Origin of the sequence: Peptidiphaga gingivicola, from assembly GCF_001652275.1 — a bacterium.
Lineage (GTDB): Bacteria > Actinomycetota > Actinomycetes > Actinomycetales > Actinomycetaceae > Peptidiphaga > Peptidiphaga gingivicola.
In genome coordinates this window covers 1469543-1493920 of sequence record NZ_LVZK01000001.1, presented here as the reverse complement: position 1 = coordinate 1493920, position 24378 = coordinate 1469543, and the positions used below count along the sequence as shown (strand labels likewise).

The 24378-nt window shown below is 67.1% G+C and carries 22 protein-coding genes and 1 pseudogene; 9 read left to right on the top strand and 14 right to left on the bottom strand.

Annotation, left to right across the window (positions count from 1 at the left end; genetic code table 11):
- Positions 1 to 356: 356 nt before the first annotated feature.
- Positions 357 to 1952 (top strand): DEAD/DEAH box helicase, encoded by a 1596-nt coding sequence (locus A4H34_RS06165; protein ID WP_009199012.1) that lies wholly within the window; start codon positions 357 to 359, stop codon positions 1950 to 1952.
- Positions 1953 to 2055: 103 nt separating this feature from the next.
- Here A4H34_RS06165 and A4H34_RS06160 read toward each other — a convergent pair whose 3' ends face one another.
- Positions 2056 to 2670 (bottom strand): MarC family protein, encoded by a 615-nt coding sequence (locus A4H34_RS06160; RefSeq protein WP_009199013.1) that lies wholly within the window; start codon positions 2668 to 2670, stop codon positions 2056 to 2058.
- Complete coding sequence (locus A4H34_RS06155) at positions 2667 to 3512, bottom strand: PHP domain-containing protein (protein ID WP_040323219.1); 846 nt, start codon at positions 3510 to 3512, stop codon at positions 2667 to 2669. Before A4H34_RS06155 ends, A4H34_RS06160 begins: the two co-directional genes overlap by 4 nt.
- Positions 3513 to 3650: 138 nt before the next feature.
- On the opposite strand from A4H34_RS06155, the gene A4H34_RS06150 reads away from it, so the two are divergent.
- From A4H34_RS06150 to A4H34_RS06130, 5 genes are read left to right on the top strand one after another with little or no spacing between them, the layout of a single operon-like run.
- Positions 3651 to 5135: an aminopeptidase P family protein gene (locus A4H34_RS06150; protein WP_064231398.1), complete on the top strand. Its 1485-nt coding sequence runs from the start codon at positions 3651 to 3653 to the stop codon at positions 5133 to 5135.
- Between the two features lie 9 nt (positions 5136 to 5144).
- On the top strand, positions 5145 to 6410 hold the full coding sequence (locus A4H34_RS06145; protein WP_009199016.1) for a magnesium transporter MgtE N-terminal domain-containing protein: 1266 nt from the start codon (positions 5145 to 5147) through the stop codon (positions 6408 to 6410).
- A complete protein-coding gene (locus A4H34_RS06140; RefSeq protein WP_064231397.1) occupies positions 6403 to 6966 on the top strand; it encodes a DUF1003 domain-containing protein in 564 nt (187 codons plus the stop codon). Before A4H34_RS06145 ends, A4H34_RS06140 begins: the two co-directional genes overlap by 8 nt.
- 44 nt (positions 6967 to 7010) lie before the next feature.
- Positions 7011 to 8141 (top strand): Mrp/NBP35 family ATP-binding protein, encoded by a 1131-nt coding sequence (locus tag A4H34_RS06135; protein WP_064231396.1) that lies wholly within the window; start codon positions 7011 to 7013, stop codon positions 8139 to 8141.
- Between the two features lie 12 nt (positions 8142 to 8153).
- On the top strand, positions 8154 to 8780 hold the full coding sequence (locus A4H34_RS06130; protein WP_009199019.1) for an O-methyltransferase: 627 nt from the start codon (positions 8154 to 8156) through the stop codon (positions 8778 to 8780).
- A 145-nt stretch (positions 8781 to 8925) separates the two neighbouring features.
- On the opposite strand, the gene A4H34_RS10475 is transcribed toward A4H34_RS06130, so the two are convergent.
- The 3 genes from A4H34_RS10475 to dapE all read right to left on the bottom strand — a co-directional run bounded on the left by A4H34_RS10475 (position 8926) and on the right by dapE (position 11062).
- Positions 8926 to 9093 (bottom strand): DUF3117 domain-containing protein, encoded by a 168-nt coding sequence (locus A4H34_RS10475; protein WP_009199020.1) that lies wholly within the window; start codon positions 9091 to 9093, stop codon positions 8926 to 8928.
- Between the two features lie 109 nt (positions 9094 to 9202).
- Positions 9203 to 9967 (bottom strand): LOG family protein, encoded by a 765-nt coding sequence (locus A4H34_RS06125; protein WP_064231395.1) that lies wholly within the window; start codon positions 9965 to 9967, stop codon positions 9203 to 9205.
- A gap of 9 nt (positions 9968 to 9976) precedes the next feature.
- Positions 9977 to 11062 (bottom strand): succinyl-diaminopimelate desuccinylase, encoded by a 1086-nt coding sequence (dapE, locus tag A4H34_RS06120; RefSeq protein WP_064231394.1) that lies wholly within the window; start codon positions 11060 to 11062, stop codon positions 9977 to 9979.
- 53 nt (positions 11063 to 11115) lie between these two features.
- Here dapE and A4H34_RS06115 point away from each other — a divergent pair, with 53 nt between their 5' ends.
- A complete protein-coding gene (locus A4H34_RS06115) occupies positions 11116 to 11949 on the top strand; it encodes a purine-nucleoside phosphorylase (protein WP_064231393.1) in 834 nt (277 codons plus the stop codon).
- A gap of 171 nt (positions 11950 to 12120) precedes the next feature.
- Positions 12121 to 13821: a phospho-sugar mutase gene (locus A4H34_RS06110; protein WP_064231392.1), complete on the top strand. Its 1701-nt coding sequence runs from the start codon at positions 12121 to 12123 to the stop codon at positions 13819 to 13821.
- A 39-nt stretch (positions 13822 to 13860) separates the two neighbouring features.
- On the opposite strand, the gene deoC is transcribed toward A4H34_RS06110, so the two are convergent.
- From deoC to A4H34_RS06095, 3 genes are read right to left on the bottom strand one after another with little or no spacing between them, the layout of a single operon-like run.
- Positions 13861 to 14514: a deoxyribose-phosphate aldolase gene (gene deoC, locus A4H34_RS06105; protein ID WP_064231391.1), complete on the bottom strand. Its 654-nt coding sequence runs from the start codon at positions 14512 to 14514 to the stop codon at positions 13861 to 13863.
- A gap of 44 nt (positions 14515 to 14558) precedes the next feature.
- Positions 14559 to 15959, bottom strand: coding sequence for a thymidine phosphorylase (locus tag A4H34_RS06100; protein WP_064231390.1), 1401 nt, complete (start codon positions 15957 to 15959; stop codon positions 14559 to 14561).
- A 45-nt stretch (positions 15960 to 16004) separates the two neighbouring features.
- Entirely contained in the window at positions 16005 to 16349 is a 345-nt protein-coding gene (locus A4H34_RS06095; RefSeq protein WP_082903152.1) for a cytidine deaminase, read from the bottom strand.
- A gap of 91 nt (positions 16350 to 16440) precedes the next feature.
- Between A4H34_RS06095 and A4H34_RS11560 the strand changes: the two are divergent.
- Positions 16441 to 16515, top strand: a pseudogene (locus tag A4H34_RS11560) (hypothetical protein); the annotation flags it as partial.
- Between the two features lie 95 nt (positions 16516 to 16610).
- Here A4H34_RS11560 and A4H34_RS06090 read toward each other — a convergent pair.
- The 6 genes from A4H34_RS06090 to A4H34_RS06065 form a co-directional block, all read right to left on the bottom strand.
- Positions 16611 to 17924 carry an ABC transporter permease gene (locus A4H34_RS06090; RefSeq protein ID WP_231870970.1) on the bottom strand — a complete coding sequence of 438 codons (1314 nt, stop codon included), beginning with the start codon at positions 17922 to 17924 and terminating at the stop codon, positions 16611 to 16613.
- Complete coding sequence (locus A4H34_RS06085) at positions 17921 to 19390, bottom strand: ABC transporter permease (RefSeq protein WP_064231388.1); 1470 nt, start codon at positions 19388 to 19390, stop codon at positions 17921 to 17923. The genes A4H34_RS06090 and A4H34_RS06085 overlap by 4 nt, the downstream gene beginning before the upstream one ends.
- Positions 19383 to 21050 carry an ABC transporter ATP-binding protein gene (locus A4H34_RS06080; RefSeq protein ID WP_064231387.1) on the bottom strand — a complete coding sequence of 556 codons (1668 nt, stop codon included), beginning with the start codon at positions 21048 to 21050 and terminating at the stop codon, positions 19383 to 19385. The genes A4H34_RS06085 and A4H34_RS06080 overlap by 8 nt, the downstream gene beginning before the upstream one ends.
- 65 nt (positions 21051 to 21115) lie before the next feature.
- Positions 21116 to 22213, bottom strand: a complete 1098-nt coding sequence (locus tag A4H34_RS06075) for a BMP family lipoprotein (RefSeq protein WP_009199032.1) — start codon at positions 22211 to 22213, stop codon at positions 21116 to 21118.
- A gap of 94 nt (positions 22214 to 22307) precedes the next feature.
- Complete coding sequence (locus A4H34_RS06070; protein WP_009199033.1) at positions 22308 to 23360, bottom strand: mannose-1-phosphate guanylyltransferase; 1053 nt, start codon at positions 23358 to 23360, stop codon at positions 22308 to 22310.
- Entirely contained in the window at positions 23357 to 24373 is a 1017-nt protein-coding gene (locus tag A4H34_RS06065) for a YihY/virulence factor BrkB family protein (protein ID WP_138587205.1), read from the bottom strand. Before A4H34_RS06065 ends, A4H34_RS06070 begins: the two co-directional genes overlap by 4 nt.
- Between the last annotated feature and the right edge of the window lie 5 nt (positions 24374 to 24378).

Genomic DNA, 24378 nt, shown 5'->3' with positions numbered 1-24378 from the left:
TCGGGAGGATCTGTCTCGACCCTTCCGAATGGGTAACCATACCCATGTAGCAGTGGTCATACAACCAGGAAAAGGCGTGTCTATTGAGAAAAGCCTGATATGCACGAAATTATGTGGTTAAAATCACCGAAACTAACTTGACGTTTGATGCTTTCTGACGCGTTACGCGGGCGTGCGTGCGTTCGCGAAAAGCGTCGGCGGTTTCCCGTGCCTCCCGGTTGCCGTACACTCAAAAAGCCAAGTGTTGACCGAACTTCTCGCCATTCGCACATCCACGAACGCGCGGACGCTCCCGCGCGCTGCGTCTATCGGCCGACGGCACTGAGCGCCTCGAGGCGCGCACTGAAAGGAAAAGCATGAGCAAGGGCTCCGGCATCATCGATTCTTCCGGGGTGCACATACCCGCAACAAACGAACCCGCCGCCGACGTCTCCGCCGCGGGGGCCGACCTTCCGTCCACGACAGTTTTCGCCGATTTCGGCGTCTCAACCCCCATCGTCGACGCGCTGAAAGACAAGGGCATCACCCATCCGTTCCCCATACAGGCGCTCACGCTGCCCGTCGCCCTCAGGGGAAACGACATCATCGGGCAGGCCAAAACCGGAACGGGCAAAACGCTCGGCTTCGGCATTCCGATGCTGGAAAACACCGCTGGAATCGACGAGGAGGGGTGGGAGTCCGTCCCAGTTCAGGCCCGCGGCAAGCCGCAGGGTCTGGTCATCCTGCCCACACGCGAGCTAGCCAAGCAGGTGGCCGAAGAGCTGCGCGCCGCCGCGGCCAGGCGGCGCCTGCGCATCGTCGAGGTGTACGGTGGGCGCGCCTACGAGCCCCAGCAGGAGGCTCTGAAAGAGGGCGCAGAGATCGTCGTGGGAACCCCCGGCAGGCTCGTCGATCTGATGAAACATCGATTCCTCGACCTGACCTACGTTCGCACCGTCGTCCTCGACGAGGCCGACGAAATGCTCGATCTGGGCTTCCTCGAGGACGTCGAGAAAATCTTGGCCTCCACGCCCTCCAACCGCCACACGATGCTTTTTTCCGCGACGATGCCGGGGCCCGTCGTCGCGATGGCGCGGCGGTACATGTCGCGGCCCACGCACATCCGCGCGGCGGACCCCTCGGACACCGGCGTGACGGTCAAATCGGTGCGCCAAGTGGTCTACCGCTGCCACGCCCTCAACAAATCCGAGGTCCTCGCCCGCATCCTCCAGGCAAAAGGCCGCGGCCTGACGATCGTCTTCACGCGGACGAAACGAACCGCCGCACGCCTCGCCGAAGAGTTGACCGAGAGGGGCTTCGCCGCCGGCGCGCTCCACGGAGACCTCGGCCAGGGCGCGCGCGAGCAGGCGCTGAGAGCCTTCCGCAACGGCAAGGTCGACGTCCTCGTCGCCACCGACGTCGCGGCCAGAGGCATTGACGTCGACGACGTCACCCACGTCATCAACTACCAGTGCCCCGAAGACGAAAAGACGTACATCCACCGCATCGGCCGCACCGGGCGCGCAGGGCAGTCCGGGACTGCCGTCACCTTTGTCGACTGGGACGACCTCCCGCGCTGGACTCTCATCGACAAGGCCCTCAATTTGCGCCAGCCTGAGCCGCTGGAGACCTACCACACGTCCGAGCACCTGTACTCTGACCTCGACATTCCGGAGGGGGCGACGGGAAAGCTGCCTCGGGACAAGCGCACGCGGGCGGGCCTGGCGGCCGAGTACATCGAAGACCTGGGCGAAACGGGCAGGCGCAGCGGCAAGGGACGCGGCGGCTCGCACGGGAGGCGGGGACGCGGCTCGTCCTCAGGATCCGGCAAACGCCCCTCGGGGCAGCGCCAGCACGAGCAGGCCCAGCGCCGAGGGCAGTCTCAGCGCAAGAAGCCGGTCAAGGAGAACCCGCAGGCGGCCCCGCGCCGCAACAGGCAGCGCAAGAGGATTCGCCGCACGGACGAGTCCTGACGCGGGCCCCTGTTGACGCGTGCCCCTGACGCCGACCCGCGAGCCCCCAAGGCCTGCGCCGTCGCGGGCCGGCGAATCTCTTGCGCGGCGGGCGAGGCCTCGCCTAGCCCTTGACGACGCTCGTGACGCCGCTGATGATGAGCTGGACGGCGATGGCCGCCAACAGCATGCCCGAGATCTTCGTGAGGAAGATCGTTCCGCCCTCGCCCAGGATCCTGTTGAGCGGGTTGGCAAAGCGCATCGTCAGCCACTCGATGATGTGGACGAGGAGCACGGCGGCGACGCATGCCAACACGCCGCCGACGCCCTTTCCGGCCGCCTGGTCGGCGGCGAGCATCACCGCGGCGATCGCGCCGGGGCCTGCCAAAAGCGGAATCCCGAGGGGAACGAGGGCGACGTTGGTCGCCCCGGGCTTACCGGGGTCCTCCTCTCGGCCGGAAAGCAGCTGCATGGCGACGATGAGCAAAAGCAAACCGCCCGAAATCTGCATCGACGCCACCGAAATGCCGAGCAGGCGGAGGATCTGCTGGCCGAAGAAGGCGAACACCGCGAGGACGACCAGGGACGTGAGTGTGGCCTGCCACGCTGCCCTCTTTCGCTCGTTCGGCGTCATTCTCGCCGTCAGCGACATGAAAACCGGCAGATTTCCAGCCGGGTCGGCGATGACGAAGACGGTCGTGAACGTCGTGAAGAAAAGGCTGGCGTCGAATGCCGTCACGGCTTGAGCACCTCCAGGTGAGTTCCAGATGAAATGGCGTCCAGCACCTCCCGAGCAGTGGTATTTTCGCCCAATCGGTTCGGTTTGCCCGTCCCATGGTAATCGCTGGAGCCCGTGCGTACGAGTCCCCGGCGTTCGGCCAGTTTTGCGAGCTTTTCGCGCTCTACGTTGTCGCGGTGGTCCACTTCCAGGCCGAAGAGTCCGGCGTCGGCCAGCTCCTCGATTCTGCTCAGGCTGACGGTTTTCCCGCGTCGCGAGGCCGCGGGATGGGCCATGACCGCCTTTCCCCCGGCGCCCGAAATCCATTCGACCGCCTCCGCCGCGGGAGGCGCATAGTGATGGATGTAATAGGGGCTGCCGGGCCGCAGGTAAACCGCGAAGGCCTCCTGGCGGTCGGCGACGACGCCGGAGTCGATGAGCGCGTCGGCGATGTGCGGACGCCCCACCGGCGTCGCGGCCCCGGCGTGCGCCTCGACGGCCTCCCACGTGACGGGGACGTCCCGGGCGAGCCTGGCGACCATCCGCACGGCCCTGTCGCGGCGCTCGGCGAGCATCCTCGCAACGTGCGCGGTCAGCCGTTCGTCGTCGGGGTCGAAGAGGTAGCCGAGGATGTGGACTGAGATTCCGTCGATTTTCGCGGAGAGCTCCATGCCCCTGACAAGCGCGGTGCCCGTTGCTTCGACCTGCCCGGCGGCTTCCGCCCATCCGGCGACAGTGTCGTGGTCAGTCAGCCCGAGGACGTCGATTCCGGCGCGGGCAGCCTCCCTCATGAGCTCGGCGGGGGTCGAGCGGCCGTCGGAGGCGGTGGAGTGGGTGTGCAGATCGATCACGGCAGACAACATTACGCCGCCTTCGCGCCGCTTTGAACGCCCGCGCTCCTGCTCGGCCCGCCTCATGGCCGAGCCCCGCTCGGCCGTCGTTCGTCGCTCAGCCGTCGATCTTCGCGCCTGAGCCCCGGCAACTCTGGAACAATGGGATGCATGACCAAAGAAGAGAACGTCTCCGAGCGCGGGGCGAACCGCTCGCGCCAACCGCGCAACCAAGCTTTCCGGGAATTCATCGGCTCAAACTGGGGGCCCCGCCCGCAAGGGCCGGAGCGTTCGGCCTCGGCCGACTTCCTCCCGGCGCGCCACGCGAAGCTGGGCGAACGGTTCCGCGGGGTGCGCCTCGTGGTGCCGGCGGGCGGTTACAAGGTGCGCAACAACGACTGCGACTACCGTTTTCGGGCGCATTCGGCCTTCGCCCACATGACGGGGCTCGGCGGCGAGCTCGAACCGGATTCGGTGCTGGTCCTCAACCCGGTCGGAGACGAACACGAGGCGACACTCTATTTCCATCCGCGCGCCTCGCGATCGTCGGAGGAGTTCTACGCCGACGCGCGCTACGGCGAATTCTGGGTGGGCGCACGGCCCTCGCTCGAGGAGATGTCCACCCTCACCGGCCTCAAATGCGCCGCGATCGACACCCTCGGGGACGCCCTGGCCAAAGACCTCGGCCAGGTGCAGATGGCGGTCGTCTCCGGCGTCGACGCCTCCGTCGAGTCCCAGGTGATCGACCTGCGCGAAAGCGCGGGAATCGCCGAGAGCTGCGCGAAGCTCGACACCGAGCTGGCGGAGGCCCTCGCCGAGCTGCGCCTCGTCAAGGACGATTTTGAGATCGAGGAGATGCGCAAGGCGGTCGCCGCCACCCACGAGGGCTTCGAGGCGATCCTCGCCTCGCTCGGCCGGGCCAAGGGGCACAGGCGCGGCGAGCGCGTCGTCGAGGGAGCCTTCCACGCCAAGGCCCGCGAGGAGGGCAACGGTCTGGGATACGACACGATCGCCGCCTCGGGCAACCACGCCAACACGCTCCACTGGATCGACAACGACGGCGCGGTGCGCGACGGCGAGCTCATCCTGGTGGACGCCGGCGTCGAAATGGACTCCCTTTACACGGCCGACATCACGAGGACTCTGCCCGTCGACGGCGTCTTCTCCCCCGCCCAGGCCGAGGTCTACCAGGCCGTCCTGGACGCGGCCGACGCCGCCTTCGCCCGCGCACAGGAGCCCGGCTGCAAGTTCTCCGACGTCCACGACGCCGCGATGGAGGTCATCGCCGCAAGGCTGGAGGGGTGGGGCATGCTTCCTGGGACCGCGGCCGAATCGCTCGCCGAAGGCGGCGGCTTCCACCGCCGCTGGATGCCGCACGGCACGAGCCACCACCTGGGCTTGGACGTCCACGACTGCGCCCAAGCCCGCCGCGAAATGTACGTCGAGGCCGAGCTCGCCCCGGGCATGATCTTCACGATCGAGCCGGGCCTGTACTTCCGCGAGGACGACCTTCTCGTGCCCGAGAGGTTCCGCGGCATCGGGGTCCGCATCGAGGACGACGTCGTGGTGACCGACTCCGGCGCCATTCGCATCTCTGAAGGAATTCCGCGCACCATCCCCGAAATCGAGGCCTGGATGGCGTCCGTCGCGCGATAGGAGGAATCCATGAAGCGGCAGGCTCAGACCGTATACGCGGCAAGGCTCATCGGCACGCCCGTCTTCGACCCCATAGGAGACCAGGTGGGCACGGTCTACGACGTCGTAGCTCTCTTCCGCCTGAAAGGCGATCCGCTGGCCGTCGGCCTCGTCGTCGAGGTGGTGGGAAAGCGCCGCGTCTTCCTCCCGCTCACCCGCGTCACCTCGATAGCCAACGGCCAGGTCATCACCACCGGAATCGTCAACATCCGCCGCTTCTCCCAGCGTCCGGCCGAGACGCTCGTTTTCGCGCAGCTCATCGAACGCCACGTCCACCTGCGCGAGACGAACGAAGAGGCCGTCGTCATCGACGTCGCCATCACTCAGACGAAGCCCCGCGAATGGCAGTTGACCTCGCTGTATGTGCGCACGGGCAAACGCTCCGTCGGCGGCCAGCGGTCCTTCACGGTGCCCGTCCGCGAGGTCACCGGGCTCATGAATCCCGCGGCGGTCCAGGGCAACGTCTCGATCCTCGCCCAGATCAACGAGCTCAAGCCCGCCGACGTCGCCGACGTGCTGCGCGAGCTGCCCGCCGGGCGCATGCAGGCGGTGGCCAGCGAGCTGACGGACGAGCGCCTGGCCGACATCCTGGAGGAGCTCGGCGACGAGGACAGGATCGAGATTCTCTCCAGTCTCGACATGGAGCGGGCGGCCGACGTCCTCGACGTCATGCAGCCCGACGACGCCGCCGACCTCGTCGCCGAGCTGCCGACCGACCAGGCCGCCGAGCTGCTCGAGCGCATGGAGCCGGAGGAGGCCCAGGACGTCAGGCGCCTGCTTGCCTACGAGGAGCGGACGGCCGGCGGCCTCATGACCACCGAGCCGATCGTCCTTCCGCCCGAGGCGACGATCGCCACGGCCCTCGCCTCTGCGCGGCGCGCCGACATCCCGCCCGCCCTGGCGGCCATCATGTTCGTCTGCAGGCCGCCCCTGGAGACCCCGACGGGCCGGTTCCTCGGCGTCGTGCACATACAGCGCGCCCTGCGCGAAGCCCCCTCGGCGATGATCGGGACGATCCTCGACACCGACATCGAGGCCATCTCGGCCTCCGCGGGAATCGGCACGGTGACGCGGCTTCTGGCGACCTACAACCTGACGGCGCTGCCCGTCGTCGACGACGATTCGCTCATCGGCGCGGTCTCCGTCGACGACGTCCTCGACCACCTGCTGCCCGAGGACTGGCGCGACGCCGACGACGACGTGACCGACGAGGCGGTGGAGGCTCAGCATGTCTGATTTCGACAAGCCGTTGGAGCGGACCGGCCGCTCCAGGATGCACCTGCGGCGAAAGAAGGACTCCGACGCCTTCGGCCGCTTCGCCGAATCGACGGCGAGGTTCATGGGAAGCCCCAAGTTCATCCTGTACATGACGATCTTCGTCGTGACGTGGGTGGCCGCCAACGTCGTGCTCGTCAAGCTCGTCGGGCAGTCGTGGGACCCCTACCCGTTCATCTTGCTCAACCTGGCCTTCTCCACGCAGGCCTCGTATTCGGCGCCGCTCATCCTTCTGGCCCAGAACAGGCAGGACGACCGCGACCGGGTGATGGCCGAGCAGGATCGGCAGCGCGCCGAACGCAACCTGGCCGACACCGAGTACCTCACCCGGGAGATCGCGGGCCTGCGCATGAGCATGGGCGACGTCGCCACGCGCGACTTCGTGCGCTCCGAGCTGCGCGTGGCGCTCGAAGAGTTCGACCGGGACCGCGAGGGCCGTTTGGCCGAGCGCGATCAGCGCATCGCGGAACTGCAGGCCGAGCTTGACGAACTCAAAGCCGAACGCGAAGAGCCGTGACCCGAGCCACTCGGCCGGGCCAGGGCATTGACCGGGCGAGTACGATGGTTGCCATGGTTAGCCTCGACGAAGTGTGCGACGCGCTCGAACGCGTCATCGACCCCGAGATCCGCCGACCGATCACCGACCTCAACATGGTCGACGACGTCCAGATTGAGGACGACGGCACGGTCATGGTCTCGATCCTCCTGACCACCGCGGGCTGTCCCTTGCGCGACTCCATCTCCGCCGACGTGAAGAACGTCGTCGGCGAGCTCGAAGGAGTCGAGCGCGTCTTCGTCAAGATGGGCGCCATGAACTCCGAGCAGCGCGCCGAGCTGCAGGCGAAGCTGCGCGGGAGCGCGGCCGACCGCGTCGTCCCCTTCGCCCAGAAGGGCAGCCTCACGCGGGTCCTCGCCGTCACGTCCGGAAAGGGCGGCGTGGGCAAGTCCTCCGTCACGGTCAACCTCGCGGCCGCCATGGCCGCGTCCGGCCTCAAGGTCGGGCTCGTGGACGCCGACATCTTCGGCTTTTCCGTGCCGCGGATGATGGGCGTGGACCAGCCTCCCACCGCCCTCGACGGAATGATCATCCCTCCCGTCGCCCACGACGTGAAGGTCATCTCGATCGGGATGTTCCTTCCCGACAACTCCCCCATCCTGTGGCGCGGCCCCCGGCTGCACCGCGCGCTCGAGCAGTTCTTCTCGGACGTCTTCTGGGGCGACCTCGACGTGCTTCTCCTCGACCTGCCTCCCGGCACCGGGGACATCGCCATATCCGTGGCCCAGCTCATTCCGAACTCCGAGATCATCGTGGTGACGACGCCGCAGGTAGCGGCCGCGGAGGTGGCCGAGCGCGCCGGCCAAATGGCCAGCCAGACGAACCAGCGCGTCGTCGGGGTCATCGAAAACATGTCCTACCTCGTCATGCCGGACGGATCGAAAAACGAGATCTTCGGCCATGGCGGCGGCGCGACGGTCGCCGAGCAGCTCACCGCGGACCTGGGCTACGAAGTTCCCCTTCTCGGCAACGTCCCGATCGAGGTGTCGCTGCGCGAAGGCGGCGACGAAGGCGTGCCCGTCGTCTTGGCCGAGGGCTCCTCCGAAGCGCAGGAGAGCCTGCGCGAAATCGCAGGGTCCCTGGCCCGCCGCGCCCGGGGGCTCGCCGGGCTGAGCCTCAGCGTGACGCCGGTCTGATAACCTCACACCATGGCAACAGATCAGACGCTCGCATGGGCCTACACCGAGGACCTCTACGTCGAGAGCGACGTCGTAACGCAGGCCCGCCGCCTGGCCGGCGAATTCGGCATCTCGTGCGTGAGTCCTGCAACCGGAGCCCTCCTTCGGCTCCTCGTGAGCTCAACGGGCGTCGCCTCCATCGTCGAGGTGGGAACGGGCACCGGAGTGTCCGGCCTCTACCTTCTCGCCAACGGCGACGTCACACTCACCTCGATCGACGTCGAACGCGAGGCCCAGCACGCCGCGCGGGAGGCCTTCTCGAAGGCCGGCGTGCGCAGCGGGCGCACCCGGCTGATCAACGGGCGCAGCGCCGACCTCCTGCCGCGGCTGGCCGCAAACTCCTACGACCTCGTCTTCCTCGACGGCGACCCCTTGGAGACCCCGGAAGACGCCGAGGAGGCCCTGCGGCTCCTTCGTCCCGGCGGCATCCTCGTTGTGGCGCGGGCCCTCGCGGGAGGGCGCGTGGCGGATCCGGCTCGCAGGGAGGACGACGTCGTCGCCATCCGCAACCTCGGCCGCGAGCTCGTCTCCTCGCCCGACCTGGAAACCTCCGTCGTCCCCGTCGGCGAAGGCTTGCTCGTCGCCCACCTCCTCTAGCGGGCTCAAACGCCCCTCTAGCGGATTCAAACGCCCCAAGCCCGGCCCTGCGAAGGCCTCCGCCGGCCCCCGATTGAACATCGGCCCAAGCGACGAAAAGACCCACACGCCCCAGAAGCGGTGGGTCTGTTTCGCGGATGCGCGCCTAACGTTCGACGGCCGCCAAAGCATCCTTCAATTCGGATGCCTCGGCGTCCTTCAACTCCAAGACAAGGCGTCCTCCTCCGTCGACGGGAATGCGGACGACGATTCCGCGGCCCTCCCGTTCGACTTCCAATGGGCCGTCGCCAGTGCGAGGTTTCAACGCTGCCATGCGAATCTCCTTTCGCCCCGACAGTTGTTACCTATCGCACTCTCAGTCTACCCGTTTCTCTCTGTCCGTTTCGCCGATTTTCGGCCTCATTCTAGAGTTTCCGTGGATTTTACTCTGGGGTTTCCGCCTTCTTCTCCGCCGCCAGCCGGTGAATCCCGGAGTGGACGGCGTCGACGGCTTCCTCCGCCGTGTCGACCACCGTCAACAGGTCGGCGTCGGCCCCGCCGATCATCCCCGATTCCCTCAGCGTGCTGCGAATCCAGCGGTCGAGCCCGCCCCAGTGGTCGCGCCCCACAAGGACGATCGGGAACGAGGAGACCTTCTTCGTCTGCACCAGCGTCACGGCCTCGAAGAGCTCGTCCAGGGTTCCGAAACCGCCGGGCATGGCCACAAAGCCCAGAGAGTATTTGAGGAACATGGTTTTGCGGGCGAAAAAGTAGCGGAAGTTGACGCCGAGGTCGACGTACTCGTTCATCCCCTGCTCGAACGGAAGCTCGATCCCCAGGCCCACAGACAGTCCGTTGCCTTCGCGGGCGCCCCTGTTTCCCGCCTCCATGATTCCCGGCCCTCCGCCGGTGATGACCCCGAATCCCGCCGCGGCGAGCCTTTGCGCGATCTCCCTCGCGGTTTCGTAGGAGGGGCCGCCGGGCCGGGCGCGCGCCGAGCCGAAGATCGAGATCGACGGCGGAAGGTCGGCAAGCGCGTCAAAGCCTTCGACGAACTCGGATTGGATGCGCATGACGCGCCACGGATCGGTGTGCGTCCAATCCGAGGAGCGCTCGTTGCTCAACAAGGCGGCGTCGGCCGTGGCGTCGGGGATGCGCGCCCCGCGCAGTATCACGGGGCCTTGGCGGTGAAATCGGTCGTCTGTCATGGGCCAAGACTACGCTTGAAGCCACCTTCCGAGCACGCGGGCCAAACGCTCGATCTGTTCGACGGGGCACGCCTCGTCGTCCTTGTGCGCCAGGATCGGATCTCCCGGCCCGCAGTTGATCGCCGGTATCCCCAGGGCGGAGAACCGGGCGACGTCGGTCCACCCGAGCTTGGCCGCGGGTTCGCCGGCGCCTGCCTCCCGCAGCAGTTCGGCCAGGCGCACGAACTCGGGATGGTCCATTCCGGGCGCCGCGGGCGGGGCGCTGTCGAGCACTTCGACGTCGTACCCGGAGAAAGCGGAGCGGACATAGGCTTGAGCCTCCTCCTCCGTCCTGTCCGGCGCATATCGGAAGTTGACGACGACGTGCGCCTCGTCGGGCACGGAGTTGCGCCCGCCTCCCCCCGAAACGCCGACCGCCAGGAGGGACTCGCGGTACTCCAGACCGCCGACCTCGCGGACCTCGGACTGCCAGTTCGCCAGGAAGGCCAGGGCGTCGAGGAGCTTGTGCACGGCGTTCTCCCCGGTCCACGGGCGCGCCGAGTGGGCGGCGACTCCGCTGGCCTTCACCTTCACGCGCAGCGTTCCGTTGCACCCGCCCTCAATGCCGCCGTCAGTGGGTTCGGCGAGGACGGCAAGGTCGGCTGCGAGCCAGTCGGGATGGTTGCGCGAGAGGCGGCCGAGGCCGTTGAGGCTGGCCTCGACCTCTTCGTGGTCGTAGAAGACCCACGTGACGTCCGTTCGCGGCTCACGCAGGGCCGTGGCGAGGTGGAGGAGGACGGCGTCCCCGCCCTTCATATCGACCGACCCCCTGCCCCAAAGGACCCCGCCTTCGAGCCTTCCGGGAACGTTGCCTGCGACGGGGACGGTGTCCGTGTGCCCGGCCAGGAGTATCCGCACGGGCTTTCCGAGATTCGTGCGCGCCACCACGGCGTCGCCGTCCCTGAGGACTTCAAGGCGCCCGTGCCTTCTCAAGGTCGCTTCGATTTCGTCGGCGATCCTGCCCTCCTCCCCCGAGACGGAGGGAATGTCCACAAGCTGCGCCGTCAGAGCCACGACGTCGTCCGCATTGAGAGGCTGAGCCTCGTTCGTATTCATAAGCCAAGCCTACTGCTTTATAGACTGAGCCTACTGCCTGTAACGTATTGTCCATGACAAACGAACTCGCCGCCGAAGCGGCGCAGGTCATCGCCGACCTCACCGGCGTCGCCTCGCACGACTGCGTGCTCACTCTCGGATCGGGCTGGGGCGGCGCGGCCGACCTCATCGGGGAGACCGTCGCCGAAGTGCCGGCTGAGAAGGTGCCCGGTTTCTCAGCCAACGGCGTCGCGGGGCACCGCGGCACTTTGAGGTCCATTGTGCTCGAATCGGGCCGCGCTCTGGTGTTGGGCGCGCGGACCCACTTCTACGAGGGCAAGGGCGTCGACGCCGTCGCCCACGGAGTTCGAGCCGCTGCGGCGACCGGAGCAAAAGTATGCATCCTGACCAACGGGTGCGGATCGACCGTCCCCGAATGGGGCCCGGGAACCGTGGCCCTCATCGGCGACCACATCAACCTCACCGCGACGTCGCCTCTGCGAGGAGCGAACTTCGTCGATCTGACCGATCTGTATTCGCCGCGGCTTCGCGAGATCGCCCGGGGCGTCGACCCCGGCCTTCCCGAGGGCGTCTACGCCCAATTCCCCGGGCCGCACTACGAAACGCCGGCCGAGGTGCGCATGGCCAAGGCACTGGGCGCAGACCTCGTGGGAATGTCGACGGCGCTCGAGGCGATCGCCGCCCGCGCGGCGGGAATGGAGGTGCTGGGAATCTCCCTCGTGACGAACTACGCCGCGGGGATCGCCCCAAGCGCCCTCAGCCACGGCGAGGTCCTCGAAGCCGGGAAGGCCGCGGGTCCCCGCATCTCCCGGCTGCTCGCAGACATCGTGCGGATCATCGACCGAGCCGGCCCCGGCGTCGCCCGGCCTTTGGCCGACGCCGACTGAACCGACACCGACAGAACCGACGCGGAACGGCTCGGCGACGCGCGATCCGGCCTGTCGGCGCCGGGCGGCTCCTAGGCACCCGGCTCGGCGCGGAGGGCCTCCGCGCGGCCAATCTCGTACAGCAAACTTCATATCACCGACGACTTCACATCACCGACGAGAGGGAAAACAATGGTCAATGTCAGCGCCGTCCGCGAGTGGATCGCGGCGGACCCCGACGAAGACGACAGGGCCGAGCTCGCCGAGCTTCTCAGTCGGGCCGAGGAGGGCGAGGCGGAGGCTCAGGCCGAGCTGGACGACCGGTTCTCCTCGTTCCTGCAATTCGGCACAGCGGGGCTGCGTGGGCCGATGGCGGCGGGTCCCTTCCGGATGAACACGGCCGTCGTCCGCAAGGCAGCCGCCGGACTCTCATCCTATCTTCGCAAGAAGACCGGCGGAGACGCCTTCCTCGTCGTCGGCTACGACGCGCGCCGCAACTCGCGGAAGTTCGCCGAGGACACCGCTGCAATCGCAACGGCGGCCGGCCTGCGCGCGGCGATTCTTCCCCGGGCGCTGCCGACGCCGATCCTCGCCTACGCGGTGCGCGCACTCGGCGCCGACGCCGGGGTGATGGTCACGGCGTCGCACAACCCGGCTCGTGACAACGGCTACAAGGTGTACCTCGGCGGCACGCACACCGACGAGGACGGACGGGGCGTCCAACTGGTTCCCCCGGCCGACGCGGAGATCGCGCGAGAGATTGAGGCGACGGGGTCCGCCGCCGACATCCCCCTGGCAACCGACTATGCGACGGTCGGCGAGGAGCTCGTCGATTCCTACGTGGCCGAATGCGCCGCGCTCGTCCCCGCCGGGCCGCGCGATCTGAGAATCGTCTACACGGCGATGCACGGCGTCGGCGCGCAAATCATGCGCCGCGTCTTCGCGACCGCGGGCTTTCGCGACGTCGTCGAGGTGGCCGAACAGTGCGAGCCGGATCCCGACTTCCCCACCGTCGCCTTTCCGAATCCCGAGGAGGCGGGCGCGCTCGACCTCGCGATCGCAACGGCTCGCAGGGTCGGGGCGGACCTCATCGTCGCCTCCGATCCCGACGCCGACAGATGCTCGGCGGCCGTCCCTGACGGAGACGAGTGGCGCCAGCTTTCGGGCGACGAGATCGGCTCGATTCTCGGCGAGCAGGCGGCGCAGAAGCTGGAAAGGCAAGCGGCTTCTGGCCCGAGCGGCGCTCCGGAGAGCCCGGGCGGCGTGCTGGCCAATTCCATCGTCTCCTCAAGGCTGCTCGGACGCATCGCCGCCGCGCATGGGACGGAGCACCGCGAGACCCTTACCGGCTTCAAATGGATAGCGCGAGTTCACGACATCGCCTACGGCTACGAGGAAGCCATCGGCTTTTGCGTCAATCCGGCGGCCGTCAGGGACAAGGACGGCATGTCGGCCGGCATCCTCCTGGCGTCGGTCGCCGCGGGGCTCGCCGCCTCCGGCTCCTCGCTCCTCGACGAACTCGACCGCCTGTACGCGCTTCACGGGGTTTTCCTCACGGCGCCGGTCACCGTCCGGGTCGAGGACCTGTCCATCATAGGACGTACGATGGACAAGGTGCGCCGCGAGCCTCCCGCCTCTCTAGCGGGCTCGCCCGTGGTCGGCTCCCTCGACCTGAGCGAGGGGACGGAGGATCTTCCTCCTACGGATGCGATCGTGTGGCACACTCAGGCGGACGACCGCGTGGTCATTCGTCCCTCGGGGACCGAACCCAAGGTCAAGTGCTACCTCGAGGTCTGCGAGCCCGTCGAGGGCGGCCTCGATTCGGCGAAGAAGACCGCAGCTTCCCGGCTCGAAGCGCTCAAGGCCGACGTTTCGGCGGCGCTCAAGCTCTAGCGGCCAGGCTCTAGCCTCCGGTGAGCGCGGCGGGCGGCCTCAGAGGGTGTCGAGCACTTTCGCGCTCGCCGAGAGGCCGAGGCGCGTAGCCCCGGCGTCGAGAAGCTCCGCGGCGAATTTCCCGTCGCGGATTCCGCCCGAGGCCTTGACCTGCATCGTCTCTCCCACCGTTGCCTTCATGAGGGCGACGGCGTGGACCGAAGCTCCCCCCGACGGGTGGAACCCCGTTGAGGTCTTGACGAAGTCGGCGCCCGCGGCCTTTGCCGCCTCGCACACGGCGACAATCTGCTCGTCGCTCAGCGCCGCAGACTCGATGATGGCCTTCAGAACCGCCCGAGGCATCGCCTCGCGGACGGCGCGAATGTCCGCCTCGACCTTCTCGAATTCGTTCCCGACCGCCCACGCGAGGTTGACGACCATGTCGACCTCGTCGGCGCCCTGGGCGACGGCCCGGGCCGCTTCGGCCGCCTTGACGTCGCTGTGGTGCGCCCCCGAGGGGAATCCGCACACGACCGCGAGCTTCACGTTCCCCAGGTCGAAGGGCAGGGGAAGCAGCGAGGGCGAGACGCACACCGAGCAGACCCCAAGCTCGTTGGCCTCCTCGACGAGTTCGCGTACCTGGCTGTGCGTCGCCTCCGGCTTGAGCAGGGTGTGGTCGATGAGCTTGGCGACATCGTCACGGGTGTACGGCATGCTTGTTTCCTTTCTTGAGTTTTATCCCAGTTTCTTCTTGAGTTTTATCCCAGTTTCTCGAGGACGACCGAGCGGCGGGGCTTCCCGGCGGCCGGCCGCCGCGGCTTCCGCGCGGCAGCGTCGTCTGTCCCGTTTGAATGGCGGGGTTCCCGGAGCGGAGCGTCTCTCCCGGTCGAAACGCCGGGCCCGGGGGCGTGGGCGACGTCGTCCACGGTCAGCGTTCCCCCAAGCGCGTCGATCGCCCTCTCGAATCTGTCCGGCTCGTCGGTGTGCAGGCGCAGGATCGGCTGTCCCTTCGCCACGCGGTCGCCGGGCTTGGCGAAGATTTCGATTCCGGCCCCCGCCTGGACGGAGTCTTCTTTGCGGGCGCGCCCGGCGCCGAGCCGCCACGACGCGACTCCCACCTTGAGCGCGTCCATCTCGGTGAGAATCCCCGCGCGGGGCGCGGTCACGTCGTGAGTCTCGCGGGCCGTTGGCAGAGGCGCGTCGGGGTCGCCTCCCTGCTGGCGGATCATGGCCCGCCACACGTCCATGGCGCGGCCGTCGCCGAGGGCGGCTTCGACGTCGACGTCGTTCTTTCCCGCGGCCGCAAGCATCTCTCTGGCAAGCGCGACGGTGAGTTCGACGACGTCGCCCGGCCCGCCTCCCGCGAGGACCTCGACGGACTCGCGGACCTCCAGCGCGTTGCCGACGGTCAGGCCGAGGGGCACGTCCATGTCCGTCAGCAGCGCGACGGTCTGGGTTCCGGCGTCGGCGCCGAGGCCGACCATCGTCGATGCGAGCTCGCGTGCCCTGTCGATGTCTTTCATGAAGGCGCCCGAGCCGACCTTGACGTCGAGGACGAGCGCACCCGTGCCCTCCGCGATCTTCTTGCTCATGATCGAGGAGGCAATGAGCGGCACGCAGTCGACGGTGGCGGTGATGTCTCGCAGCGCATACAGTTTCTTGTCCGCGGGCGCCAGCCCGGCCCCCGCGGCGCAGACGACGGCGCCCGAGCCTTTTCCGAGGAACTCCCACATCTGTTCGTTGCTCACATCTGCCCGCCACCCGGCGATCGATTCGAGCTTGTCGAGTGTGCCGCCGGTGTGCCCCAGTCCCCTGCCCGAAAGCTGCGGGACGGCCACTCCGAAGGAGGCGACGAGCGGGGCGAGCGGGAGGGTGATCTTGTCCCCCACCCCGCCGGTGGAGTGTTTGTCGGCCGTGGGCCGCGCAAGCCCCGAAAAGTCCATCCGCTCGCCCGAGGCGATCATTGCGGCGGTCCATCGCGAGATCTCGCGTCGACTCATCCCGTTGAGGAAGATCGCCATGGCGAGGGCGCTCATCTGCTCGTCGGCGACGGCGCCGCGGGTGTAGGCGTCGATCGCCCAGTCGATCTGTGCATCGCTCAATTCGCCGCCGTCGCGCTTGAGTCGAATGACGTCGACGGCATCGAAGGCTTCTGCCACCTCAGTTCTCCTTGCTCACAAACGGCGCGGTCCGCTCGACCGCGTTCAGATGTTCAGATCGCCCGGCCCGAAGGCGAAGGGAAGGGCCTCGGCCATGGGCATGAGGCCGCCGGGCATGTCGAGGACCATGGCGGGGTCGGCGTGCTCCGCCAGCAGCTGCCTGCACCTGCCGCACGGCACGATCGTCTCGGCGTCGGCGTTGACGCACACGAAGGCGAGCAGCTTCCCACCTCCGCCGCGAACAAGCTCGGAAACCAGCCCGCATTCGGCGCACAGCGTCACCCCGTACCCGGCGTTTTCGACGTTGCAGCCCGAAACGAGGCGTCCGTCGTCGACGAGCGCCGCCGCCCCCACCGGATAGCCAGAATACGGAGCGTAGGCCCGCGACATCGCTTCGAGGGCGAGCTCTCGCAGGCGTCGCCAAGGGATCTCGGGTCGCCAATCCTCCGTCACATCGCCTCCTCATTGAGTCTCAGGGACTTGCCCTCGCTGGAATGTCTATCTTGCCTTCCTCCGGCGAGGACGGCTTTTCCGCCAGGTCTTGCAGCCTTCCTGAGTGCCGTCGCTTTCCGGCGGGGTTTGCCGCTATTCTAGGCAGACCTTGCCGCATTCTAGTGAGAGCCGTTGTTCTTCGACAGGGGTTGTTTCCTTCTAGTAAGGTTTGTTCTCGGCGGCCGGAGGGCGGGACTTGCCGACGAATCCGGCGACGGCCAAGATCGTGATGACGTAGGGGATCATGTTGATGAGATTCGCCGGCGCGCTCGAGTCGAGCGTGGGCAGAAGGATCGCCGTCGCCTCGGCAAAGCCGAACATGAGCGCCGCACCCACGGCCCCGATCGGATTCCACTTGCCGAGGATCATGGCGGCGAGGGCGATGTAGCCCTTGCCAGACGACATTTTGTCGTTGAACTCGTGCCCGATGTCCGCTGCAATTGTGAGGTAGGCGCCTCCGAGGCCCGCGATCGCCCCGGCCAGCAGGCTGTTCCTGAAACGCGTGGCACGGACGTTGATGCCCACGGTCGCGGCGGCCTTCGGATGCTCGCCGCACGCCCGCAGCCGCAAACCCCACTTCGAACGGTACAGGTAGACGGTGAGCGCGGCAATGAGCGCGTACATGAAGTACGTCAGAGCGGTCTGGTCGAACAGGACGGGCCCTAGGACCGGAATGTCCGACAGGCCCGGGATTGCGATTCGATCGAGGTGAAAGATCGAGGAATTGAGGTTGATCTTGTTCGTTTTGAACGGCTCGGTTCCGAGGAAGAAGGTCGTCAGGCCAATCACAAGGACGTTGAGGACGACGCCGACGATGATCTGATCCACGTTGTACTTGATGGCGAAGAAGGCCAAGAGCGCGCCGACGATCGCGCCGGCCGCGGGGGCGGCGATCAGGCCGAGCCACACGCTCTGCCACCACGAGGCCACGACGACCCCGACGAAGGCGCCGGCGAGGAGCTGCCCTTCGATCGCGATGTTGACGATTCCGACCCGTTCGGAGACGACGCCCGCGAGGGAGCCGAAAATGAGTGGCGTCGCGGACGCCAAGCCGGATGCGAGAGCGAATGTGAGGGTGATACGGCTGGACGACCCTCCTCCGTACCAGGCGAGGAGCCCTAGGACGGCGCTCACGCCGATGGCGATCGTCGGAAGCACGCCGATTTTCTTCCTCTGTACCGCCCGCACGAAAGCGTAGACAGTGGCGAGAAGGCCGACGAGCGTGAGCACGCAGCACACAGCGGCAGATCCGAATGTGAAATCGGGAATCTCGATGCTTTCGCCTCCCCTCGTGAGGGAGAAGATCGCGTCGCCATCGGCGCTCATCCACATGGCGCCGAGCAGGAGTGTGAGAATCAGATAGGCGATGGGCCTGCGCCAGCTGATGCGCCCGGCGACGGCCGGGGAAGACGCCTGCGGGGCCGCGGGCTCCTCGGGAGATTCGAGCGATTCGCCGGTGACTTCAACGCTCATTTGAAGGCCTCCTTCTTGTCATCCGTTTCCTGCGCCTCGGTCCGCAGCCGCCCGTTCCCCGGCGCTCTGTCTTCAGCCTGCGCCGCGGAATCCGGCGAGGCTTCGGCTTGCCCCGCGGCCTTTTCCCGGGCGAGGGTCAGATACGCGCGCCATCTGTCGCTCCCGCCTGTTGGAAGCCGGAAGAGCCAGCGGACGAATGCGGGAGCCGCGATGAGCAAAACGATGACGGATTGGAGGATGAGGACCATGTCGATGGGCACGTCGGCCTGGGCGTCCATCGTCCGTCCGCCCGCCCGGAACACTCCGAAGAGGATTCCGGCGAAGAAAGTGCCCATGGGCCTGTTCCGGCCGAGCAACGCCACGGTGATGGCGTCGAACCCGGTGTCTCCTGCGACGTCGTCAGTCAGGTACTTCAGATCGCCCGTCATGGTCACCCCGCCGGCCAGGCCGCACAGCGCGCCGGAAAGGGTCAACGTCACCGTCGTCACCTTGCCGATCGACATTCCCGCGGTCTTCGCGGCGTCGGGATTGGCGCCGACAGCTCGCAGCTCGAACCCCCACGTCGAACGCTCGAGGTACCACCAGACGAAAATCGTTGCGAGGATGGCAACGACCACGCCGCCGTTGATCTGGAACGGCGGAGCGGTTTCGGGCAGCTGCGCCGTCGCGTCTATCGTGGGCGAGCGCGGATCGCCGGACCCCGGCCGCCGGAAGGACTGATACGTCAAAAGCTGGGCGAGCCCGAGCGTGGCGACGAAGTTGAGCATGATCGTCATGATCACCTCGTTGGCGCCGGTCGTCGCCTTGAGGAAACCCGCGATGAAACCGTAGATTCCGCCGCAGACGACGGCGGCCAGCAGGCAGGCGAGGAGGTGGACTCCCGCCGGCATATGGCACTGGAATCCCACCCAGGCGGCGCCGATGGCCCCGGCGACGATCTGCCCGGTCCCCCCGATGTTGAACAGGCCGCCGCGAAAACCGAGGGCGAGGGCGAGCCCCGCGATGATCAGCGGCAGGGAGGAGAAGATCGACGATGTGAGCGGGGCGATCTGGCCCTGGAAGGACTGCGCCTTCCAATTGAAGACGGACCCGCGGACCATCGCCGAATAGCCTTCGACGACGTCGGCGCCCGAAACGAGCATGAGGATCGCGCCGACGGCGAGCGAAACTACGATCGCCAAAACGTAGACGGCGGCGCTCGAGCTCAATGCCCTGTAAAGCAAACTGAGGCAACGGCACATCGCCAACCGCAGGCGGCTCGGCTCTCGCCCCTCTTCGCCCGGCGTCGCGTCATCCCAGGCTGTTCCGCCCTCGGCTCGGAACGCCTCGCCCGCTCCTAGGAGAGCTCCGTTTTCCTCCGGCCCCGCGCCACCCAGCCCGACTTCGTTCGGCCCTGCCTGGCCCTGCGCCGCGCCGCCTTGGGCCGTTCCTCTCTGGGCCGCTTCGTTGCCTTGCGTCTCAGCCATGTGCGTTCTCCTCCCTCGCAGCCTCGCCCTTCGGCCCGAACCGTTTCAGCGCGTCGCCCTTCGGCGCGAAGCTGTCTTGCCCGCGCCCGGACACGCCTTCTTCCTCGACGCGGTCCGTCAGGGTCGGCTCGGCTTGTTCGGCGGCCTCTTCGGGCGTGCCTCCCGCCATCATGACTCCGAGGACGGAACGCGGGGTGTCCGCGGGAACGATCCCGACGATCTGCCCGCGGTACATGACCGCGATGCGATCGGAAAGCCCGACGATCTCGTCAAGCTCGGACGACACGAGCAGAACGGGCGTTCCCTTGTCCCGTTCTGCGACGATGCGTTTGTGGATGAATTCGATGGACCCGACGTCGACGCCGCGCGTGGGCTGGTTGGCGATGAAAAGCGACAGATTTCCTGAAAGCTCGCGCGCAACCACGGCCTTTTGCTGGTTCCCTCCGGAGAGGTTGGAGATCGGGCCGTTGACGTCGCTCAGCCTGATGTCGAATTCGACGACGCGCTTCTCGGCGTTTTTCGCCACCTCGGAGACGCTCATGGCCGGCCCCCGCGCGAAGGGCGGGCGCCTGTACTGGTTGAGAACGAGGTTCTCGGCCACGGAGAACGAGGCGATCATGCCGTCGGTCGAGCGGTCTTCCGGCACGAATCCAATGCCCGCGTCGATGTGCCTGCGCACGCTGGCGTTGGAAATGGGCTTCCCGTTGAGCGAGATCAAGCCCGAATCTGGGCGTCTGAGCCCCAGGAGCGTCTCGGCGAGCTCGGTTTGGCCGTTGCCTTGCACGCCCGCGACGCCGAGAATCTCTCCCTCGCGGATGTCGAAGCTGACGCGGTCGAGCAAGGTTGCCCCGGTTTCTCCGCCCGGGCTCACAAGCGAGACGTCCTCGACGCGGAGCGCAACTTTGCCCGGCGTCGCCGGCTTCTTCTCGACGTGCAAAAGCACGGGGCGCCCGACCATCATGGAGGCGAGCTCCTCCTGGGAGGCCTCGGGCGAAGCCTGCCCGACCACCGCCCCTCTGCGGATCACGGTGATCCTGTCCGCGACCGCCTTGACCTCTCGGAGCTTGTGGGTGATGAAGATGATGGATGCCCCTGAGTCCGCGAGCCCTCTCATGATTTTCATGAGCCCGTCCGTCTCCTGCGGGGTGAGGACGGCCGTCGGCTCGTCGAGGACGAGCAGCTCCGCGCCTCGGGCCAATGCCTTGACGATCTCCACTCGCTGCTGGACGCCGACGGGCAGGTCTTCTATCTTGGCGTCGGGATCGAGGTCGAAGCCGAATTGAGCGGACCATTCCTTCACGAGGCCGCGGGCCTTCTTGCGGCGAAGGAGCCGCGTGACCGGGTTGATCGGCTCGAATCCGAGGGCGACGGACTCGGCTACGGTGAACACGGGGATGAGCATGAAATGCTGGTGGACCATTCCGATGCCCGCGGCGACGGCGTCGGCGGCGTTGGAGAAGGACGCCGGCTCGCCGTTGATCAGAATCTCGCCCTCTTCGGGCCGATACAACCCGTACAGGACGTTCATGAGGGTTGATTTGCCCGCGCCGTTCTCGCCGAGAAGGGCGTGTATCTCCCCCGGCCGGACAGTGAGGTCTATACCGTCGTTGGCTACGAACGAGCCGAATCGCTTGGTGATCCCACGCAGTTCCAGATGCACAGAATGCCCAACCTTTCAAGCTTGGAGGGGCCCGGACTCCTTCGCCGTCCCAGGCCCCTCCTCGCTCATTTGACTTCGTAAGCAGCCGAGGACTTCACAACCGTCTTGCCGGAGACGATCTCTTCCTTGATCTTCTTCAATTCGTCTTCCAAGCCTTTCGGCTGGGACTTTTGGAGATCGTGGAAGGGGGCGAGCGAGACGCCGCCGTTCTTCAGCGTGCCGACGTAGGGCGTCTTGTCGAACTTCTTCTCGACGCCGGACTTGATCGTGTCGACGACGGCGGGGTTGATGCCCTTTTGCACGGAGGTCAAAACGATGTCCTTGTACTCGGAAGCCGATTCGTACCAATCGGAATCGACGCCGACAACGAGCGTCTTGCCGTTGGACTTGGCGGCGGCGGCCGCGCCCAGGCCGACTGGGCCGGCGACGGGCATGATGACGTCCGCGCCCTGCTGGATGAGCTGGTTGGCCACGGCGGTCCCCTTCGACTGATCGTCGAAGGTGTTGGTGAACTGGCCCTCCTGGGTCTCCTTGTTCCATCCGAGGACCTTCACGTCCTTCTTGTGGTCCTTGTTGTAGCGGGCCACGCCGTCGGCGAATCCGTCCATGAAGATCGTGACGGTCGGGAGCTTGATTCCGCCGAAGGTTCCGACCTTGCCGGACTTGGAGTTGGCCGCGGCCGCGTATCCGGCGAGGTAGGCCGCCTCGTGCGTGTTGAAGACGAGGGCGCGGGCGTTCTCGGGCTGGTTCTGGAAGGTCGCGTCGACGATGGCGAACTGTTTGTCCGGGTTGGACTTCGCGGCGTTTTCGACCGCTTCGGACAGCTTGAACCCGACGCCGATCGTCAGATTGCATTTGGCTTCGACCATCGACTTCACGTTGGGGGCGAAATCGTTGTCGGATTTCGACTCCGCGGTGTTGGGCCGCACGCCGAGGTCGTGAACGGCCTTGTCCAGACCTTCCTTGGCCGACTGGTTGAACGACTTGTCGTCCCACCCCCCGGCGTCGGAGACGATGCAGGCTCGATAGTCGATCTGCTTTGCCGCGGGGCCCTTCGTCGCGTTTTCCTTCGACGAGGCGCTCTCTCCCGCCTTGCCGCCGCCGCAGGCGCTGAGCGCCAATGCCGCAACGCCGAGAAGCGCGGCAACTTTGCTGTTCTTCACGCTTGTTTCTCCTGGTTGTGTGCATCCGCGTCGGAAAAAGACGCGGAGAATGTGATCCAAGTCTACGTTCTTTTTCGGTTAACTACCGAATAGTTCACGCCAATCTTCCTAGTCCCGACCGGCCGAGCGCCTCCACCGTCAGTTTGACGTCCTGCGAACTCGCGCGCGTTGTGACGAAGAGCACATCGTCCATGTCGACGACGACGGCCTCGGGGATCCCCACAACGACCACGGGCTTGTGTCCGGTGTAGACGAGGGCGTCGGGGGGCGCGAGGACGGTCTGCTCCGACCCCCGCGGGGCCACCTGTTCGTTCGACTCGACGACGTCGGCGAGCGAGGCATAGTCGCCGACGTCGGACCATCCCATCTCGACGGGGACGACGGCCACGCCTCCCTCTTCGGCGAGCGGCTCGGCCACGGCGGTGTCGATGACCGCGCTCTCCAGGGGCTCCCAGTATTCGGCGACGCCGTCTTCGCGCCCGGCCTCCCACGTGGCGGCCAAAGCGCGCAGCGGTTCGGCCAACTCCGGATGGAATCGGGCGAGCGCGTCCATGAGCACGCCCGCCTTGGCGACGAACATTCCCGCGTTCCACAGGTATCTTCCCGTGGCGAGGTACTCGGCGGCCGTAGCCTCGTCGGGCTTTTCGACAAAGCGGGCGACGGAGCACGCCGGGCCGAAGCTCTCTCCCGCTTCAATGTACCCGTAGGCGGTCGATGGGCGGTCGGGGGAAATCCCTATTGTGACGACGTAGCCTTGCTCGGCGGCTTCCGCGGCGCGCAAAACCGCCCGCCTGAAGGCCTCCTCGTCTGCAATGAGATGGTCGGCGGCGAAGGAGCCGACCACGGCTTCGGGGTCGCGGGCCTCGACGATGGCCGCGGCCAGGCCGATCGCGCCCATCGTTCCCCGCGCCGACGGCTCGACGACGAGCGACGCGCCGGGCACGAGCGCGGCGACGGCATCGGCGTGGGCGGCGCCCGTGACGATCGTGACGTCGTCGGTTATCGGCGCGAGCCGGTCCACGGTGGCCTGGAGCATGCTTTTCCCGGACCCGGTGAGGTCGGCCAGGAATTTCGGCGCGCTGCGGCGGGAGAGCGGCCACAGGCGCGTGCCGGCTCCACCCGCGGGGACGATGGCGTGGAAGGTCATGGTTTCTCCGTTCCGCCGAGCTCGTCGGCTGGGCTTTGGTCAGGTTGTCGGCAGGCCGGGCGCCGCCCGGATCCGGTGTCGGCGGAGGCGACGCCGTCGGCGTCCGCGGGAATGACGCTCCCCGAAAGCGGGTTGTGCAGCCAGTCAAGGGTGTGGGGAGCGGAGAGGGTGACGTAGTTCGGCGTCTGCGTCGCGTGGAGCTCGTCGCGCGTGACCGGAACGTAGGGCGTCGGCGGGTTGGCCGCGATCGCGGCGCACACGAGGAGGATGCGGCTTGCGAGGTTCAATCCGAGAAGAAGCGCGGCGACCGCCGTGAAGGACGCCAGGAGCGCGTTGTCGGAGACGGAGCCGATGAGGCTCTTTTCGCAGAGCCTGAGGATTGTGGTTCCCGCGGCGGCCGACGTCGCGCCGAGAAGCAGGTCGCGCCTCGGCATTCTGACCCCTGCCACCACGCGGAAGATGAAGGCTACGACCCCGACGTCGACGGCGAAGGAAACGAGCGCCCCCAGGCCGCCGAAGACCGTGAGGACGGAGGACGCTCCGACTCCCAGCGCGAGGACGACGAAGCCTCCCAGCGAGCGCAGCCGCCTGGCTGCAAGGCCGATGTGGAGGCTGACGATGCCGAACATCGCCTGAACAGACTTGCCGACGTTGGCGACGACAGACGTCGCGGTGAAGAGCAGGACGAGGCCGGCCAGGACGGAGGCGGGCGTCACGGCGGACTTCAGGACGAGCGAGTCGGGGTCGACGATGCCTCCGCCGTCGCCCGTTTTGAGGATTCCCGGCAGGACGCGGTCGAATCCTCGGAGAACGTCGGCGCGCAGCCGACTGTCCGAGCCCATGAGCGCCATGAACGCCGTCCACGCGATCGTCATGGCGGCGGTGAGGGCGAAGAGGGCCGAGTAGGCGATGCCGCCGGCGAGCACTCCGCCGCGGGCCGTGCCGTACCGCACGAATCCCCGCGTCACTCGCAGCTCTTTGAAGCGCCCGAGCCAAATCTTCCAGTTTCGCATCAGCT